The sequence below is a fragment of the Roseobacter sp. N2S genome, assembly GCF_031454055.1.
In the GTDB taxonomy this organism is placed as follows: Bacteria; Pseudomonadota; Alphaproteobacteria; order Rhodobacterales; family Rhodobacteraceae; genus Amylibacter.
Map to the genome: position 1 here is coordinate 541,753 of NZ_JAVDQB010000002.1, position 14,443 is coordinate 556,195.

At 56.3% G+C, this 14,443-nt stretch carries 14 protein-coding genes; 7 read left to right on the forward strand and 7 right to left on the reverse strand.

The features are described from left to right. Window positions 1-176: 176 nt before the first annotated feature. Both GGE09_RS08405 and GGE09_RS08410 read left to right on the forward strand, forming a co-directional pair. The gene (locus tag GGE09_RS08405; RefSeq protein WP_309745655.1) at window positions 177-929 is read left to right on the forward strand and encodes an SDR family oxidoreductase; all 753 of its coding nucleotides are present in this window, start codon (window positions 177-179) and stop codon (window positions 927-929) included. Window positions 930-963: 34 nt separating this feature from the next. After that, window positions 964-1,809, forward strand: coding sequence for a fumarylacetoacetate hydrolase family protein (locus GGE09_RS08410; RefSeq protein WP_309745656.1), 846 nt, complete (start codon window positions 964-966; stop codon window positions 1,807-1,809). Between the two features lie 33 nt (window positions 1,810-1,842). Here the strand turns inward: GGE09_RS08410 and GGE09_RS08415 are convergent, their stop codons facing one another. From GGE09_RS08415 to GGE09_RS08430, 4 genes are all read right to left on the reverse strand, one after another. Beyond that, window positions 1,843-2,364, reverse strand: coding sequence for a gluconokinase (locus tag GGE09_RS08415; RefSeq protein WP_309745657.1), 522 nt, complete (start codon window positions 2,362-2,364; stop codon window positions 1,843-1,845). A 4-nt stretch (window positions 2,365-2,368) separates the two neighbouring features. Beyond that, window positions 2,369-3,130 (reverse strand): gamma-glutamyl-gamma-aminobutyrate hydrolase family protein, encoded by a 762-nt coding sequence (locus GGE09_RS08420; RefSeq protein WP_309745658.1) that lies wholly within the window; start codon window positions 3,128-3,130, stop codon window positions 2,369-2,371. A 266-nt stretch (window positions 3,131-3,396) separates the two neighbouring features. Continuing rightward, window positions 3,397-3,825, reverse strand: coding sequence for a heme-binding protein (locus tag GGE09_RS08425; RefSeq protein ID WP_309745659.1), 429 nt, complete (start codon window positions 3,823-3,825; stop codon window positions 3,397-3,399). After that, window positions 3,826-5,964 (reverse strand): malate synthase G, encoded by a 2,139-nt coding sequence (locus GGE09_RS08430; protein WP_309745660.1) that lies wholly within the window; start codon window positions 5,962-5,964, stop codon window positions 3,826-3,828. A 178-nt stretch (window positions 5,965-6,142) separates the two neighbouring features. Between GGE09_RS08430 and pepN the strand changes: the two genes are divergently transcribed. Together pepN and gatB are read left to right on the forward strand one after the other, a co-directional pair. Beyond that, window positions 6,143-8,713 carry an aminopeptidase N gene (gene pepN / locus GGE09_RS08435; protein WP_309745661.1) on the forward strand — a complete coding sequence of 857 codons (2,571 nt, stop codon included), beginning with the start codon at window positions 6,143-6,145 and terminating at the stop codon, window positions 8,711-8,713. A 99-nt stretch (window positions 8,714-8,812) separates the two neighbouring features. Beyond that, a complete protein-coding gene (gatB, locus tag GGE09_RS08440) occupies window positions 8,813-10,324 on the forward strand; it encodes an Asp-tRNA(Asn)/Glu-tRNA(Gln) amidotransferase subunit GatB (protein WP_309745662.1) in 1,512 nt (503 codons plus the stop codon). A 6-nt stretch (window positions 10,325-10,330) separates the two neighbouring features. On the opposite strand, the gene GGE09_RS08445 is transcribed toward gatB, so the two are convergent. After that, complete coding sequence (locus tag GGE09_RS08445; RefSeq protein ID WP_309745663.1) at window positions 10,331-10,789, reverse strand: VOC family protein; 459 nt, start codon at window positions 10,787-10,789, stop codon at window positions 10,331-10,333. Between the two features lie 161 nt (window positions 10,790-10,950). Here GGE09_RS08445 and GGE09_RS08450 point away from each other — a divergent pair, with 161 nt between their 5' ends. Both GGE09_RS08450 and GGE09_RS08455 read left to right on the forward strand, forming a co-directional pair. After that, window positions 10,951-11,424 carry a thioesterase family protein gene (locus GGE09_RS08450; RefSeq protein ID WP_309745664.1) on the forward strand — a complete coding sequence of 158 codons (474 nt, stop codon included), beginning with the start codon at window positions 10,951-10,953 and terminating at the stop codon, window positions 11,422-11,424. A 111-nt stretch (window positions 11,425-11,535) separates the two neighbouring features. Continuing rightward, the gene (locus GGE09_RS08455) at window positions 11,536-12,024 is read left to right on the forward strand and encodes a DUF4177 domain-containing protein (RefSeq protein ID WP_309745665.1); all 489 of its coding nucleotides are present in this window, start codon (window positions 11,536-11,538) and stop codon (window positions 12,022-12,024) included. Here GGE09_RS08455 and GGE09_RS08460 read toward each other — a convergent pair. Next, entirely contained in the window at window positions 12,014-12,271 is a 258-nt protein-coding gene (locus GGE09_RS08460; protein ID WP_309745666.1) for a BolA family protein, read from the reverse strand. The two genes, GGE09_RS08455 and GGE09_RS08460, sit on opposite strands and share 11 nt — an antisense overlap. A gap of 178 nt (window positions 12,272-12,449) precedes the next feature. Between GGE09_RS08460 and GGE09_RS08465 the strand changes: the two genes are divergently transcribed. After that, window positions 12,450-13,106, forward strand: coding sequence for a J domain-containing protein (locus GGE09_RS08465; protein WP_309745667.1), 657 nt, complete (start codon window positions 12,450-12,452; stop codon window positions 13,104-13,106). Between the two features lie 116 nt (window positions 13,107-13,222). Here the strand turns inward: GGE09_RS08465 and GGE09_RS08470 are convergent, their stop codons facing one another. Continuing rightward, window positions 13,223-14,269 carry a M14 family metallopeptidase gene (locus tag GGE09_RS08470; protein ID WP_309745668.1) on the reverse strand — a complete coding sequence of 349 codons (1,047 nt, stop codon included), beginning with the start codon at window positions 14,267-14,269 and terminating at the stop codon, window positions 13,223-13,225. Window positions 14,270-14,443 lie beyond the last annotated feature (174 nt).

Sequence of the window (14,443 nt, forward strand, 5' to 3'; positions counted from 1 at the left end):
AACGAGACTGCGACGGGCCATGTGGTCTACTCCGAACCTGTGAACTCATGGAAGTAATACAACCTTGTCCCCTGCGGGCAAGCCATCGCAGGTTCCATCTGGAATTCCAGCTTTATTTCCTGCCACAAATAGTGCCAGTATTCCGCGAACCGCATTATTAGAACAAAGGTACCCCCATGGCAGGCTCTGCAAGACTTTCCGGTAAAACCGCTCTGATCACCGCTGCGGGCCAAGGCATCGGCCGTGCCAGTGCGCTGGCCATGGCCGCAGAGGGCGCCAAGGTTTTTGCCACGGATGTGAACGACGACGCCCTGTCCAGCCTGACCGATCCCAACATCGAAACCTTCCATTTCGACGTGCTAAAACAGGCCGAGGTCGAAGCCGCCATCGCCCGTACTTCCCCCGATATCTTATTCAACTGCGCAGGCTTTGTGCATCACGGGTCCATCCTTGACTGTTCGGATGCGGATTGGGATTTCGCCTTTAACCTGAATGTACGCGCCATGTACGCTACCATGAAAGCCGCCTTGCCGGGCATGATCGCACGGGGCGGTGGATCCATCATCAACATGTCCTCGGCTGTGTCATCGGTCATCGCAGCCCCCAATCGATTCGCTTACGGGGCGTCCAAGGCGGCGGTGATCGGCATGACCAAATCCGTGGCCAAAGATTTCGTCACCAAGGGTATTCGCTGCAACTGTATTTGCCCCGGCACCGTAGAAAGCCCCAGCTGGCATGACCGCGTCACCGCACTGGGCAAGGAACTGGGCAGTTATGAAGCCGCACTCGAGCAATTCGTATCCCGCCAGCCCATGGGCCGTGTTGCAACGGCACAGGAAATTGCAGCCCTTGTGGTTTACCTCGCGGGCGACGAAAGTGCCTTTACAACCGGACAGGCCCATATCATCGACGGCGGTTGGGCCGGATAAATACGACACATAAACAAGAAATAAGGAACACCCCATGAAACTCCTTCGCTATGGCCCAGCGGGTGCCGAAAAACCGGGAATGATCGACGCAGACGGCGTTTTGCGTGATCTTTCAGGCCAGATCGACGATCTGAACGGCGCGAACCTGTCCGATGCCGCGCTGGCCAAACTGGCTGCGCTCGATCCTACCAGCCTACCCGCAGTTGAGGGCTCCCCCCGCATCGGTCCTTGCGTCGGGGACATTGGCAAATTCATGTGTATCGGCTTGAACTATTCCGACCACGCTGCCGAGACAGGGGCCACCCTGCCCGAGCATCCGATCCTGTTCATGAAAGCCAACTCTGCCATTGTCGGCCCCAATGACACGGTAGTCATGCCGCGCGGATCAACCATGACAGACTGGGAGGTGGAACTGGGCGTGGTCATCGGCAAAACTGCCAAATACGTCAGCAAAGAAAACGCGCTGGACCATGTTGCGGGCTATTGCGTGGTCAATGACGTGTCTGAACGGCATTTTCAGAAACACCTGTCCGGCAACTGGACCAAGGGCAAATCCTGCGACACCTTTGGCCCCACAGGCCCGTGGATGGTGACCCGCGATGAAATCCCCGACCCGCAAGCGCTGGATATGTCTCTGGATGTGAACGGCCAGCGGATGCAGACAGGCAACACCAGCACAATGATCTTCAGCGTGGCGGAAATTATCGAACATCTGTCCCATTTGTTCACCCTGCACCCTGGCGATGTGATCGCAACCGGCACCCCCCCAGGCGTGGGTCTTGGCATGAAACCACCAACCTTCCTGAAAGATGGCGACGTGATGGAGGTGCATATCAACGGGCTTGGCACCCAAACTCAAAACGTCAAAGCCGACAGCTAAACAATCGCCCCGTCATCCCAACCGATGGCGGGGTTACTCTTGTGCGATCTGCGCGGATAAAGCCGCCACAATGGCCGCAGCGCTTTGGTCAATATCTACAACCACAAAAGATTCTGCCGCTGAAAAAGGCTCTAGCGTGGCGAATTGGCTGTCCAACAGACTGGTCGGCATAAAATGCCCTGCCCGCAGCGCCATACGGCTTTCGATCACCGCGCGACTGCCCTGTAACAACAAAAATGTCACTGGGCAGCCCGCTTGATCACGAATTCGGTCCCGATAGGATTGTTTCAACGCGGAACAGGCCATGATCACCGCACCGTCCACTGCCCCCAGCCTCTGGCCGATCCGGTCCAGCCAAGGTGCGCGGTCCGCATCGTTCAACGGCTGTCCCGCAGACATTTTTGCGATATTGGCTGCGGGATGCAAATCATCCCCGTCCAGAAACTGTGCCCCTAGCTGACGTGCCAAAAGCGACCCGATCGTAGATTTGCCGCAGCCCGTCACCCCCATGATGACGTATTTGCGCCCCACTGGGTTCGGCTTATCTGTCGTCAAAACCTCAGGCAGCCCGCCGCCGCGCGGCACGATCCTGCATGGCCAAACCAAAGGCCTCGAACAAGGGACGGGACACTGTATCATTGGCCGCGTTGTATTCAGGGTGCCATTGCACAGCCAGCGCGAAACCGGGGGCGCCCTCGATGCGGATCGCCTCGGGCGTGCCGTCAGGGGCGAACCCCTCAACCACTACCCGCTCCCCTGCTTCCTTAATGCCCTGCCCGTGCAATGAATTGGTCAGAACCACATCCTTGCCGAATATCCCCTCGAAGACCCCGCCTTTGGTCAGCGTAATATCGTGGCGATGGGCAAATTTTTCCTCAATCGTGCCATCGGGGGGCATGCGATGGTTCATCCGCCCCGGCAGGTCGCGAATTTCAGGATAAAGCGAACCGCCAAAAGCCACGTTAAACTCCTGAAAGCCACGGCATATCCCCAGAACGGGAATCGCCCGTTCCACACAGGCGCGGATCAAAGGCAGTGCCAGACGATCCCGATCCCGATCAAAATCCCCGTGGGCCGGTGTTGCCACCTCGCCGTATTCTTCTGGATGGATATTGGGGCGGGCCCCTGTAAACACAAACCCGTCAAACACATCACAAAGATCCTCGATCCCATTCAGGTCTGGTAAGGCAGGCACCACCAGCGCGGTGGCACCGCAAACTTCGGAAACGGCATACATGTTGTGCAGGCCACAGGCCTGAACCGCATACTCGTCGTTGATCATATGAGCATTGCCACTAATACCGACTACTGGACGCGCCATGGGACTCTCTTTTTTGTTTTTTGTATTCACGATGATTAGGCCAAAGCCGCCAAAAATTGCAAGCCCTAGGAACAAAGACCGTCGCCCCGCACCCTCAAATCGCTGCGTATCTGCCCGACCTTGCCTATCATTTCACCACCCGATGGCTTCAATGTTCCCAAAATACTCAATCCCAACATCCACATAAATACTGCGCCCTGAAAGCCCTGTTTAAACGAAAAAAGCGCCCGAAGGCGCTTTCAAATTCTTTCAATAGGATCGTAGATTTAAGCCTCGGCAAGGAAAGTCGCCGCCTCAATCCCTGCTATGGCACAAAGCGCGTCATTTTCCGAAGTATCCCCCGTCACGCCAACCGCTCCCAGAACTGCACCCTTTTTATCCAGAACTAAAACGCCCCCCGGCAACGGTATAAACCGCCCGCCATAAGCGCCGTTCAGGGCGTTGGCGAAATAGGGTTGTTGTTCCGCCCGTTCCATCGCTTTGGAACTGGGCATTCCCAACATCACCGCCGCATTGGCCTTCCCGTCGGCTATCTGAAACCGCCCCGCAGCCGCCCCGTCCTGCCGTTCAAAAGCCAGCACATTGCCGCCGCTGTCCAGCACCACAACCGACAAAGGGTTCAGCTCTAGTTCTTTGCCTTTGGCAAAAGCTGCACGAACAATTTTCCGACATTTCGCAAGATTCAATCCAGCCATTTAAAGGGTTCCTTTCAGTTCCAACCGCCGCGCGTGCAAGATCGGCTCGGTATAGCCCGAGGGTTGCACGGTTCCGAGGAAAACCAAATCACAGGCCGCTTGAAAAGCCAAGCCGTTGAAGTCAGGGCCCATGGGGTCATAAGACGGATCATTGGCATTCTGTTCATCCACAACCAATGCCATTTGGTGCATGATTTCCATCACGCGATCCCGCGTAACCACACCGTGATACAACCAGTTGGCAATATGCTGGCTGGAAATCCGACAGGTGGCGCGGTCTTCCATCAGGCCCACATTGTTGATGTCAGGCACCTTGGAACACCCTACGCCCTGATCAATCCAGCGTACCACATAGCCCAGAATACCTTGGGCGTTGTTTTCCACTTCGCGGGTGATTTCCGCGTCAGACCAGTTCTGCCCCCGCGCCACAGGCATTTGCAGGATCGTATCCACCGAGGCCCGCGCCCCATCCGCTGCGATTTCAGCCTGACGGGCCAACACGTCTACTTTGTGATAGTGCATGGCGTGCAGCGTGGCAGCAGTCGGGCTTGGAACCCAAGCACAGTTCGCACCTGCCTGCGGATGGCCAATCTTGGCTTTCAACATATCCGCCATCAGATCCGGCATGGCCCACATGCCCTTGCCAATCTGCGCGCGGCCTTGCAGCCCGCAAGCCAGTCCCACATCCACGTTATGATCTTCATAGGCGCCGATCCACGGCTCGCCTTTAATGTCATCCTTGCGCAGGAATGGCCCCGCTTCCATCGAGGTATGGATTTCATCCCCCGTGCGATCCAGAAAGCCCGTATTGATAAAGGCCACACGGTTTTGCGCCGCCCGAATACATTCACCAAGGTTCACCGTGGTGCGGCGTTCTTCGTCCATAATGCCCAGTTTGACAGTGTTTTGCGGCAGGCCCAGCGCGGTTTCCACACGGGTGAAAATCTCATCCGCAAAGGCCACTTCTTCGGGGCCGTGCATCTTGGGTTTCACCACATAAACAGACCCCGTGACCGAGTTACCCCCGTCCCGTTGCAAATCATGCATAGCACACAGGGTGGTACACATGGCATCCATCAGACCTTCGCCGATTTCCAGCCCGTCACGGTCCAGAATGGCAGGGTTGGTCATCAGGTGGCCCACATTGCGTACCAGCATCAAGGCGCGGCCTTTCAGGGTCAGCGCAGTGCCATCGGGCGCGGTATAGTCACGATCAGGGTTCAACGCGCGGGTGAATGTCTTGCCCCCTTTGGTCACGCTTTCCGCCAGATCGCCTTTCATCAGGCCCAGCCAGTTGGAATAGGCCAGAACCTTGTCTTCGGCATCTACAGCCGCCACGGAATCTTCGCAATCCATGATGGATGACATGGCGGATTCCAGCAAAATATCCGCAACCCCAGCTTTATCAACGCTGCCGATCTGATGGTTGCGATCAATGGTCAATTCAGCGTGCAACCCGTTGGTTTTCAACAGGATCGCGCTGGGGCTTGCCCCATCGCCGCGATAGCCCGCAAATTGCGCGGGATCGGCCAGCGCAACACCATCGGCCAGCACAGCGCCATTCACTACCGCATACCCTGCCACGTCAGCATGGGACCCTGTAGCCAGCGGAAAGGTTTCATCCAGATAGGTCTTGGCCCAAGCGATCACCTGCGCCCCGCGATCCGCAGAATAGCCCCCCGCAGGCGCGGTGCTGCCCATGGCATCCGTACCATAAAGCGCGTCATACAGGCTGCCCCAACGGGCATTCGCCGCGTTCAGCGCATAGCGCGCGTTCATGATCGGCACCACCAGTTGCGGGCCGGGCACCAGTGCGATTTCAGGGTCTACATTCGTGGTCTGGATCGTAAAATCCGCGCCTTTGGGCACCAGATAGCCGATCTCTTGCAAAAACGCCTTATATTCGGCGACGTCATGGTCTTGGCCACGCCGTTCAATATGCCAGCCGTCGATTTTGGCTTTCAGGTCTTTGCGCTTTTTCAGCAAATCGCGGTTTTTCGGGCCAAGATCATGCACCAGCGCGGACAGCCCCTCCCAGAATTGATCCGCTGTGACGCCTGTGTTCGGCAGCGCGTCTGTTTCGATAAACGTCGCCAGCGCTGCATCCACCTGCAACCCATGTTTTTCAATGCGTACCACGGTATACCTCCTCAAGTTTCTCGCGAACTCCTAAGCCAGCCCCCTGCTTGTGTCAAATTGACATGCTACAATAGACGCCAAAACCCGCCAATCATCAGCCCAAAATGGGCAATCAAAAAATCGCTCTTGAACCTGATGGCACTTCCCATGCAGTTTGCACCCAAATCAGGAGTCTTACATGCGCCCTACATCATCCGTCCCCGCCATTCGTCTGTCCGATTACAAACAGCCGGAATTCTGGATTGAAACCGTTGATTTGCATTTCAAACTGCACCCGACGCAAACCAGAGTGCGGTCAAAAATTGTGTTCAAGGGTAACACGGATCGCACCGACGGCCCCCATGATCTGCGGCTGCATGGCCAAGACCTGAAACTGCTGTCGGCCAGCATCAACGGCACGGCGCTGAAGCCCGATGAAATCCTGCTGGATGCCGAAGGGTTAACCATTCCCGCTGATCTGGTCCCCCAAGGCGGGTTCCTCTGGGAGGCCGAGGTAGAGACCAACCCGCAGGCCAATACATCCTTGAACGGGCTTTATATGTCGAACGGCATGTATTGCACCCAATGCGAGGCCGAGGGCTTTCGCAAGATCACCTATTATCTGGACCGCCCCGATGTGATGGCGGTGTTCACGGTCGCAATCGACGGTGATGCGCCGGTGCTTTTGTCCAACGGCAACAATCTGGGCGATGGCAAATGGCATGATCCGTGGCCCAAACCCGCCTATCTGTTCGCGCTGGTGGCTGGTGATCTGGTGTCCCATGACGATCATTTCACCACCATGAACGGGCGCGAAGTGGACCTGCAAATCTTTGTCCGCCCCGGGGATGAGGACAAATGCGCCTATGCCATGGACAGTCTGAAACGATCCATGCGCTGGGATGAAACCGAATACGGCCGTGAATACGACCTGAACCTGTTCATGATCGTCGCTGTGGATGATTTCAATATGGGCGCGATGGAAAACAAAGGCTTGAACATCTTTAATTCCAAATACGTTCTGGCCAGCCCTGAAACCGCAACAGACCGCGATTATGAACTGATCGAGGGCATCATCGCCCATGAATATTTCCACAACTGGACTGGCAACCGCATCACCTGCCGCGACTGGTTCCAATTGTGCCTGAAAGAGGGTCTGACCGTGTTCCGCGACCAGCAGTTCAGCGGCGATGCACGCTCCCATGCGGTGAACCGCATCGAAAACGTCCTGCAACTGCGCGCACGTCAATTCCGCGAGGATGCGGGCCCGTTGGCCCATCCGGTGCGCCCTACTGAATACATCGAAATCAACAATTTCTACACCGCCACCGTCTATGAAAAAGGCGCCGAGGTTATTGGCATGCTGCGCACGCTGGTGGGGGCTGACAACTATCGTAAAGCGCTGGATTTATATTTTGAACGCCACGACGGGCAGGCTTGCACGATTGAAGACTGGATCAAGACCTTTGAAGATGCCTGCCAGATGGACCTGTCGCAATTTGCCCTGTGGTACGCCCAAGCCGGCACCCCGCGTATTACCGTGACCGAGGATTTTGCAGGCGACACGCTGACCCTGACCTTTACCCAGACCAACCCAGACACCCCCGGCCAGACAGACAAAAAGCCCCAAGTTGTGCCAATCCGCACAGGCTTCCTTGCTGCCGACGGCACCGAAGCCGCGCCGGAACAAACCCTTGTCCTAAACGCAGGGGTGCAGTCGTTTGAAATCAACGGCCTTTTGGACAAACCCACCCTATCCCTGCTGCGCGGCTTTTCTGCGCCTGTGGTGCTGGATCGCCAGATCACCAATGCCGAACGGGCGTTTTTGCTGACCCATGACACCGACCCGTTCAACCAATGGGAATCGGGGCGGGCCTATGCGCTGAACCTGTTGCAAGATATGGTGGTGGCTGATGCGCCCGTAGACGCGGCCTTCCCTAAGGCGATGCAGGCGGTTGCCACCAATGACGCGCTTGACCCCGCGTTTCGTGCGCTGGTGCTGTCGCTTCCGTCCGAAGATGCGCTGGCTCAGGCAATCTTTGAAAGCGGCACAGCGCCCGACCCTGATAAAATCTATGCCGCGCGTCAGAATCTGGCCAAAGCCGTAGCCACAGAACTGGCAGGGGATCTGCCGGACCTTTACGGCGCACTGGCCACCCCTGGCCCCTACACGCCAGAAGCAGACCCCGCAGGCAAACGCAGCCTGCGCGGGGCGGTTTTATCCCTGATCAGCCATCTGGAACCGGATTGCGCCAGCGCCAAAGCCCAATTTGCAGCGGCAGATAATATGACCGAACAACTGTCAGCCCTTGCAACCCTGATCCGCCACAATCAGGGCGGCGATGCGGTGCAGGCATTTTATAACCAATGGGCGGCGGATCGTCTGGTCATCGACAAATGGTTCACCGTTCAGGTCAGCAGCGCCCCCGCAGACAGTGCGGTTGAAGTGGCCAAAGCCCTGACCGAGCATAAAGATTTCGACTGGAAGAACCCCAACCGCTATCGCAGCTTGGTCGCAGGCTTTGCCATGATGAACCCCGCAGGGTTTCACCGCAAAGACGGCGCTGGTTATGAATTCTTTGGCGACTGGCTGATCAAACTGGACCCGGTGAACCCGCAAACCACCGCGCGGATGTGCGGCGGATTTGAAACATGGCGCCGCTATGACCCTGCCCGCCAACAGATGATGCGCGCCCAGTTGCAGCGCATTGCGGATTTGCCAAATCTGTCCAAAGACACTGCCGAAATTGTCGGCAAGATTTTGAACTGATCTGTTTCGCCCGTTCCAATTGCCAAGCGGCTTGCACATAGGCGCAGTTGCGCCTAAAACGCAGGCCGTATTCCCACACGCTGCGCAAAGGCCCTGCACATGCTCGATCTGACCTATTCCGCCCCAAAACCCAAAGTCATCGCAGGCGCGACAGGCGACTGGGAGATCGTGATCGGCATGGAAATCCACGCGCAGGTGGCGTCAAACTCCAAGCTGTTTTCCGGTGCCTCGACCGAGTTCGGCGCAGAGCCGAACTCCAACGTGTCTTTCGTGGATGCCGCCATGCCCGGCATGTTGCCCGTCATCAACGAATACTGCGTGGAACAGGCCGTGCGCACCGGCCTTGGCATCAATGCAGAAATTAACCTCTTCTCTGCCTTTGATCGTAAAAACTATTTCTACCCTGACCTGCCCCAAGGCTATCAGATCAGCCAGTTGTATCACCCCATCGTGGGCGAAGGCGAAGTATTGGTAGACATGGAACCGGGCGTGGCCCGCTTGGTGCGCATTGAACGTATCCACCTTGAACAGGACGCAGGCAAATCCGTGCACGATATGGACCCGAACATGTCGTTCGTGGACCTGAACCGCACGGGCGTCGCCCTGATGGAAATCGTATCGCGCCCCGATATTCGCGGTCCTGAAGAGGCTGCCGCCTATGTCACCAAACTGCGCCAGATCCTGCGGTATCTGGGCACCTGTGACGGCAACATGCAAAACGGCAACATGCGGGCGGATGTGAACGTGTCGGTCTGCCGCCCCGGTGACTATGAAAAATTCGCAGAAACGATGGATTTCAGCGTGCTGGGCACCCGTTGTGAAATCAAGAACATGAATTCCATGCGATTCATGCAGCTTGCGATTGACTATGAAGCCAAACGCCAGATCGCCATTCTGGAAGACGGTGGTACGATTGATCAGGAAACCCGCCTGTACGATGCGGATAAAAACGAAACCCGCTCTATGCGGTCCAAGGAAGAAGCCCACGATTACCGCTACTTCCCCTGCCCCGACCTGTTGCCCCTCGAAATTGAACAAGACTGGGTAGATGACATCAAAGCGGGCCTGCCAGAACTGCCTGACGCCAAACGCGCACGGTTCATGGGGGATTTCGGCCTGTCCGAATATGACGCATCCGTATTGACCGCTGATGTGGAAAACGCCAACTTCTTTGAAAAAGTGGCTGACGGCAATGATGGCAAGCTGGCTGCAAACTGGGTGATCAACGAATTGTTCGGCCGTCTGAAAAAAGACGACAAGGACATTTCCACCTGCCCTGTTACGCCCGATCAACTGGGTGGCATCATCAAGCTGATCACCAAAGGCGACATTTCGGGCAAAATTGCCAAAGACCTGTTAGAAATCGTCTATACCGAAGGCGGCGACCCTGCCCAGATCGTCGAAGACCGCGGCATGAAACAGGTCACCGACACAGGCGCGATTGAGTCCGCCGTGGACGAGATCATGGCCGCAAACCCCGATCAGGTGGCCAAAGCCAAAGAGAACCCCAAACTGGCAGGCTGGTTTGTGGGGCAAGTGATGAAGGCAACGGGCGGAAAGGCCAACCCGAAAGCCGTGAACGAGATCATCGCGGCGAAACTGGCAGGGTAAGCCACTTCACCACGCTGACAGCGCCTGAACACCAAAATCAGGTCGGGATGGTTCATCCAGAACATGGATCATCTCGATCGAATGCCCGTCCGGGTCTTTGAAATAAATTGAAATCGCTGGCATCCACCCGATAACGACCGGTTCCTCCACCGGCTCGCCGTTGATACCAAGCGGTGCAATCCCTGACTGTTTCAAAAAGCTTTGGCTGTATAACATGGTTTCGCGGTCCACCCGAAACGCAAAGTGCAGCACCATGCCCAGTGGCGCGGTTCCCGCCCCCCAAAGGCCAAGCATGCCTTGATCTTTTCCACCAACCCAAAAGAAGGCAAGATCACGGTCATCATTCCTATAGGCCAGTTCAAGGCCGATCCTGTCTCGGTAAAACGCAATCGATGTGTCGAGGTCGCGCACTGGCAGGTGGGTTTCATAAACGCCGGAAATGGTTGGTTTTTGTAACGATGTCATAGTTGTACACTCCACAAATGTAATCGAATCGCACATTACTGCCTCAACCTAACTTGAGGTCAAATACAAATACGCACGCTACGCCATTTGGCCAAACCCCTTGCGCCCCCATCCCCGCCACAGCTAGGTTATCGCGAATTCCAATGACCAAGAGACAGTCCATGCAAACCCCTTTCCGCTCCTCTGCTAAAACCGTTCTGCCTGAATGGATCGACTTTAACGGCCACCTCAACATGGCCTATTACAGCGTGCTGTTTGATACATCGGTGGATGAAGCTTATGAACAAATCGGGTTTGGCCCAGAATATGCCCGCACGCAGGGGCATACCACCTATGTGGCGGAATTTCACATCTGCTATGTGCGCGAATTGCACGAAGGGGATTTGGTCACCGCCACAACGCAATTGGTGGATTATGACGAAAAGCGGTTTCACACCTATCAGGAACTCTATCACGCTGACGGCTGGCTTGCTGCCACAGCCGAGGCTTTGACCCTGCATGTGGATATGTCCGGCCCAAAGGTTGCGCCGATGCCCGCCGCAATTCTGGCGCGCATGAAAGAAATCCTGACGGCCCACAACACCCTGCCCAAACCCGCACGGATCAACCGTTCCATTGGCATTAAACGCCGCTAATCTGGGAACAGGCGCAGTTTGGCTTGTCACTTCGCGACGGGGCGGATGCCTCTTGCCCTGCGCGCGCCAATCATGCAAAACCCAACACGCGATACCGAGGGATTTTAGCCAATGCAAACCTACGAATATAAAGCCGTTCCAGCCCCGAACCGTCCCAAACGGGTCAAGGGTGTTAAAACCACGGCAGGCCGGTTTGCGGCCCTTCTGACCGAAACCATGAACGATCAGGCAAAAGAGGGTTGGGAATACCTGCGCTCTGACAGTCTGCCGGTTGAGGAAAAACCGGGTTTGCTAAAATCGCGGGTGGAAACCTATCACACCATTCTGGTGTTCCGTCGCGCCTTAAAACAGGCCGAGAAACCGGAAATGGCAGGCTACATCGAGGATCAATCCGAAGCGGTTGCCGAAACGCCAGACCCGATTGCGGTCCCTAAAATCGGCCCTGTCACCGAGCCGGACACACAAGACGCGCCGCGCCTGTCAACTGGCTGGGCCGAGGGGCATGAAGACCGCTTCCCCAAAGACCCGCCGATGCGCGGCAAAAAGGACGACAGCCCTTTCGCCGAGCCGGAAGACAAAGACGATCAAATCATTCGCTGACATCCAACGCCAGCGCGTGAACCCTTTCGTCCATCTCGGCCTTAACACAAATCATCACAGCGCGCTGGCGGGCCACACGGCTCATGCCGCGCAGCTTGTCAGACCGCATCACAATTCGAAAATGGGTCTCGCCGCCTTCACGGTAACCACCATGCCCGCGATGGTCTTCGCTCTCGTCAATGATTTCAAGGTGTTGCGGGCTAAATTCCGCCGACAACTTGTCTTCCATCCGCTGTTTCATGGTCATATTTTTTACCCTCACCTTAAAATGCCTCTTGGCGCTCTGGCTCAATAGGCTAAAGTCCCCTGTCCGAGTCGAAAGCTCTTTACGCTGATTGCGTAGAATATTCCAGCGCTCGGAACCGTGCCAGCGGGGGCCTGACAGGATCAGGCTGGACAAGAACGCATTGCTAAAGGAATACAACATGGCCGAACGTTCGCCGTTTAGTTTCGACATCTCCGTATCAGCCGACAAAAAGCGTCGCGCAAAAGGACGACGCGGCATGTCCGGCGCGTTTGAAACATCATCGCGTCAATGTGAACATGCCGGATGCGGCGAGCCGGGCAAATACCGCGCCCCCAAACATCCCGACAATCTGGAAGAGTTTTTCTGGTTCTGCCTGACCCATATCCGCGAATTCAATTCCAAGTGGAATTTCTTTGAAAACCACTCCGAAGAGGAAATGGAAAAACAATTTGCCGCTGATCGGGTCTGGGAACGGGACACCAAACCTTTCGGCAAAAAAGGCGAAGGCACCCGCGCATCGGTTGAGGAAAAAGCATGGGCCCGCTTGGGCATCGAAGACCCCCACGAGGTTCTGGGCCAGAACGCCACCCGCAACCACGGCAAATCGGATTCCGCCAGCAGTTCTCGGCGCCTGCCCGCCGTAGAACGCAAAGCGGTGGATATTCTGGAAGCACGGGATAACTGGACCAAAGCCGAATTGCGCAAACAGTATAAAAAGCTGATCAAGGAACTACACCCCGACCTGAACGGCGGCGACAGATCCGACGAGGATCGTTTGCAACAAGTGGTCTGGGCCTGGGATCAGATCAAAAACAGCAAGGTCTTCAAAGACTAACACAGACAGAAAAATGCCTCCGGCGGGGATATTTGACAAACAAAAAGTCACTCTTTTTGGGACAAATATCCTCAGGGGGTTTGGGGGCAGAATGCCCCCTTTTGTGGGGTCGGCTTTTAGATAATCTCGTCTTCGTCAAACAACGGGTCTTGCTCCAATTGCAGGGCAAGTCCCTCGACAGCCTCTTCTGCTTGCTGGTTGGATTTGACTGCGGCCACGTGAAAAATCGCATCGCCTTCATTCACCACTGGCAAGACGGCGCGTCCGATAATTACACCGTTTGAAGGGGCGATCACCTCGGCCTCGGTCTGACCGAAAGGGTCCGACACCAACGCCAGCACGTCGCCCGAACGCACCACATCCCCGTCTGCCTTGAAGATGCGGATCAGCCCGCCAGCTGGGGCGCGAACCCATTTGCTGCCCGAACAGAGCACCGCCTTTTCACGGGGCTTTGCGATGCCTTTTGCGGCCACCATGTTCAGATGGCGCAGCACCCGCAAAATTCCTGCGACCCCCGCGCGCACAGCCATTTCGTCAAAACGCAGCCCTTCGCCTGCTTCGTACAGCAACACCTCAACGCCTTTTTCCCGCGCGCATTGGCGCAGACTGCCGTCGCGCAGGGGCGATGTCAGGATCACGGGCGGGCCAAACACATGGGCCAGTTCCAGTGTGGCTGGGCTGTTATCGGACACGCGGATTTGCGGCAGATTGGTGCGGTGGATCGCAGCAGAGTGCAGATCAATGCCGTAATCACAGGGGGCTACGACCTCTTCCAGAAAAATATGGGCCAGCCGCGAGGCCAGAGAGCCTTTGCTGGTGCCCGGAAAAGAGCGGTTCAAATCCCGGCGGTCCGGCAGATAGCGCGAGCGCATCAAAAAACCGTAGGTGTTCACAATCGGCACCACGATCAACGTCCCGCGCAGGCGGTTCAGACCGTCAAACTGCAACAGGCGGCGCACGATTTCAACGCCGATTACCTCGTCTCCGTGGACGCCTGCACTGACGAAAAAAGTCGGGCCATCTTTGGCGCCGTGGATCACATGGGCTGACAGGGTGACCGGCGTGTGATCCGCCATCACGCTCACGGGGAGGTGGATTGTTTTTCGGCTTCCCGCCCCAACAGCATGACCGCCCAACATAAAATCCGCACGTTTCTTCGCCATAGGTCTTCTTCTTCGTCTTAGGTCCACAGGACGTTTGAAAGGCCTTAAACCGCCCTAAAAACGCAAGTATGGCAGTTTGGCACCTTCCCGCCTGCCAAACCAGTTCAAATCGTCCTGTCGCTGCAAAACAGGGGCAGCTTACTCCGATCCCTATATGGGGTGGTTTGAAATTGC

Bases quoted from the DNA above. Each gene is read 5' to 3' on its own strand.
- GGE09_RS08425 (WP_309745659.1), bottom strand. From the start codon at position 3,825: ATGGCTGGATTGAATCTTGCGAAATGTCGGAAAATTGTTCGTGCAGCT.
- GGE09_RS08420 (WP_309745658.1), bottom strand. From the start codon at position 3,130: ATGGCGCGTCCAGTAGTCGGTATTAGTGGCAATGCTCATATGATCAAC.
- gatB (WP_309745662.1), top strand. From the start codon at position 8,813: ATGCTCGATCTGACCTATTCCGCCCCAAAACCCAAAGTCATCGCAGGC.
- GGE09_RS08470 (WP_309745668.1), bottom strand. From the start codon at position 14,269: ATGGCGAAGAAACGTGCGGATTTTATGTTGGGCGGTCATGCTGTTGGG.
- GGE09_RS08445 (WP_309745663.1), bottom strand. From the start codon at position 10,789: ATGACATCGTTACAAAAACCAACCATTTCCGGCGTTTATGAAACCCAC.
- GGE09_RS08460 (WP_309745666.1), bottom strand. From the start codon at position 12,271: ATGACCATGAAACAGCGGATGGAAGACAAGTTGTCGGCGGAATTTAGC.
- GGE09_RS08405 (WP_309745655.1), top strand. From the start codon at position 177: ATGGCAGGCTCTGCAAGACTTTCCGGTAAAACCGCTCTGATCACCGCT.
- GGE09_RS08465 (WP_309745667.1), top strand. From the start codon at position 12,450: ATGGCCGAACGTTCGCCGTTTAGTTTCGACATCTCCGTATCAGCCGAC.
- GGE09_RS08450 (WP_309745664.1), top strand. From the start codon at position 10,951: ATGCAAACCCCTTTCCGCTCCTCTGCTAAAACCGTTCTGCCTGAATGG.
- pepN (WP_309745661.1), top strand. From the start codon at position 6,143: ATGCGCCCTACATCATCCGTCCCCGCCATTCGTCTGTCCGATTACAAA.
- GGE09_RS08455 (WP_309745665.1), top strand. From the start codon at position 11,536: ATGCAAACCTACGAATATAAAGCCGTTCCAGCCCCGAACCGTCCCAAA.
- GGE09_RS08410 (WP_309745656.1), top strand. From the start codon at position 964: ATGAAACTCCTTCGCTATGGCCCAGCGGGTGCCGAAAAACCGGGAATG.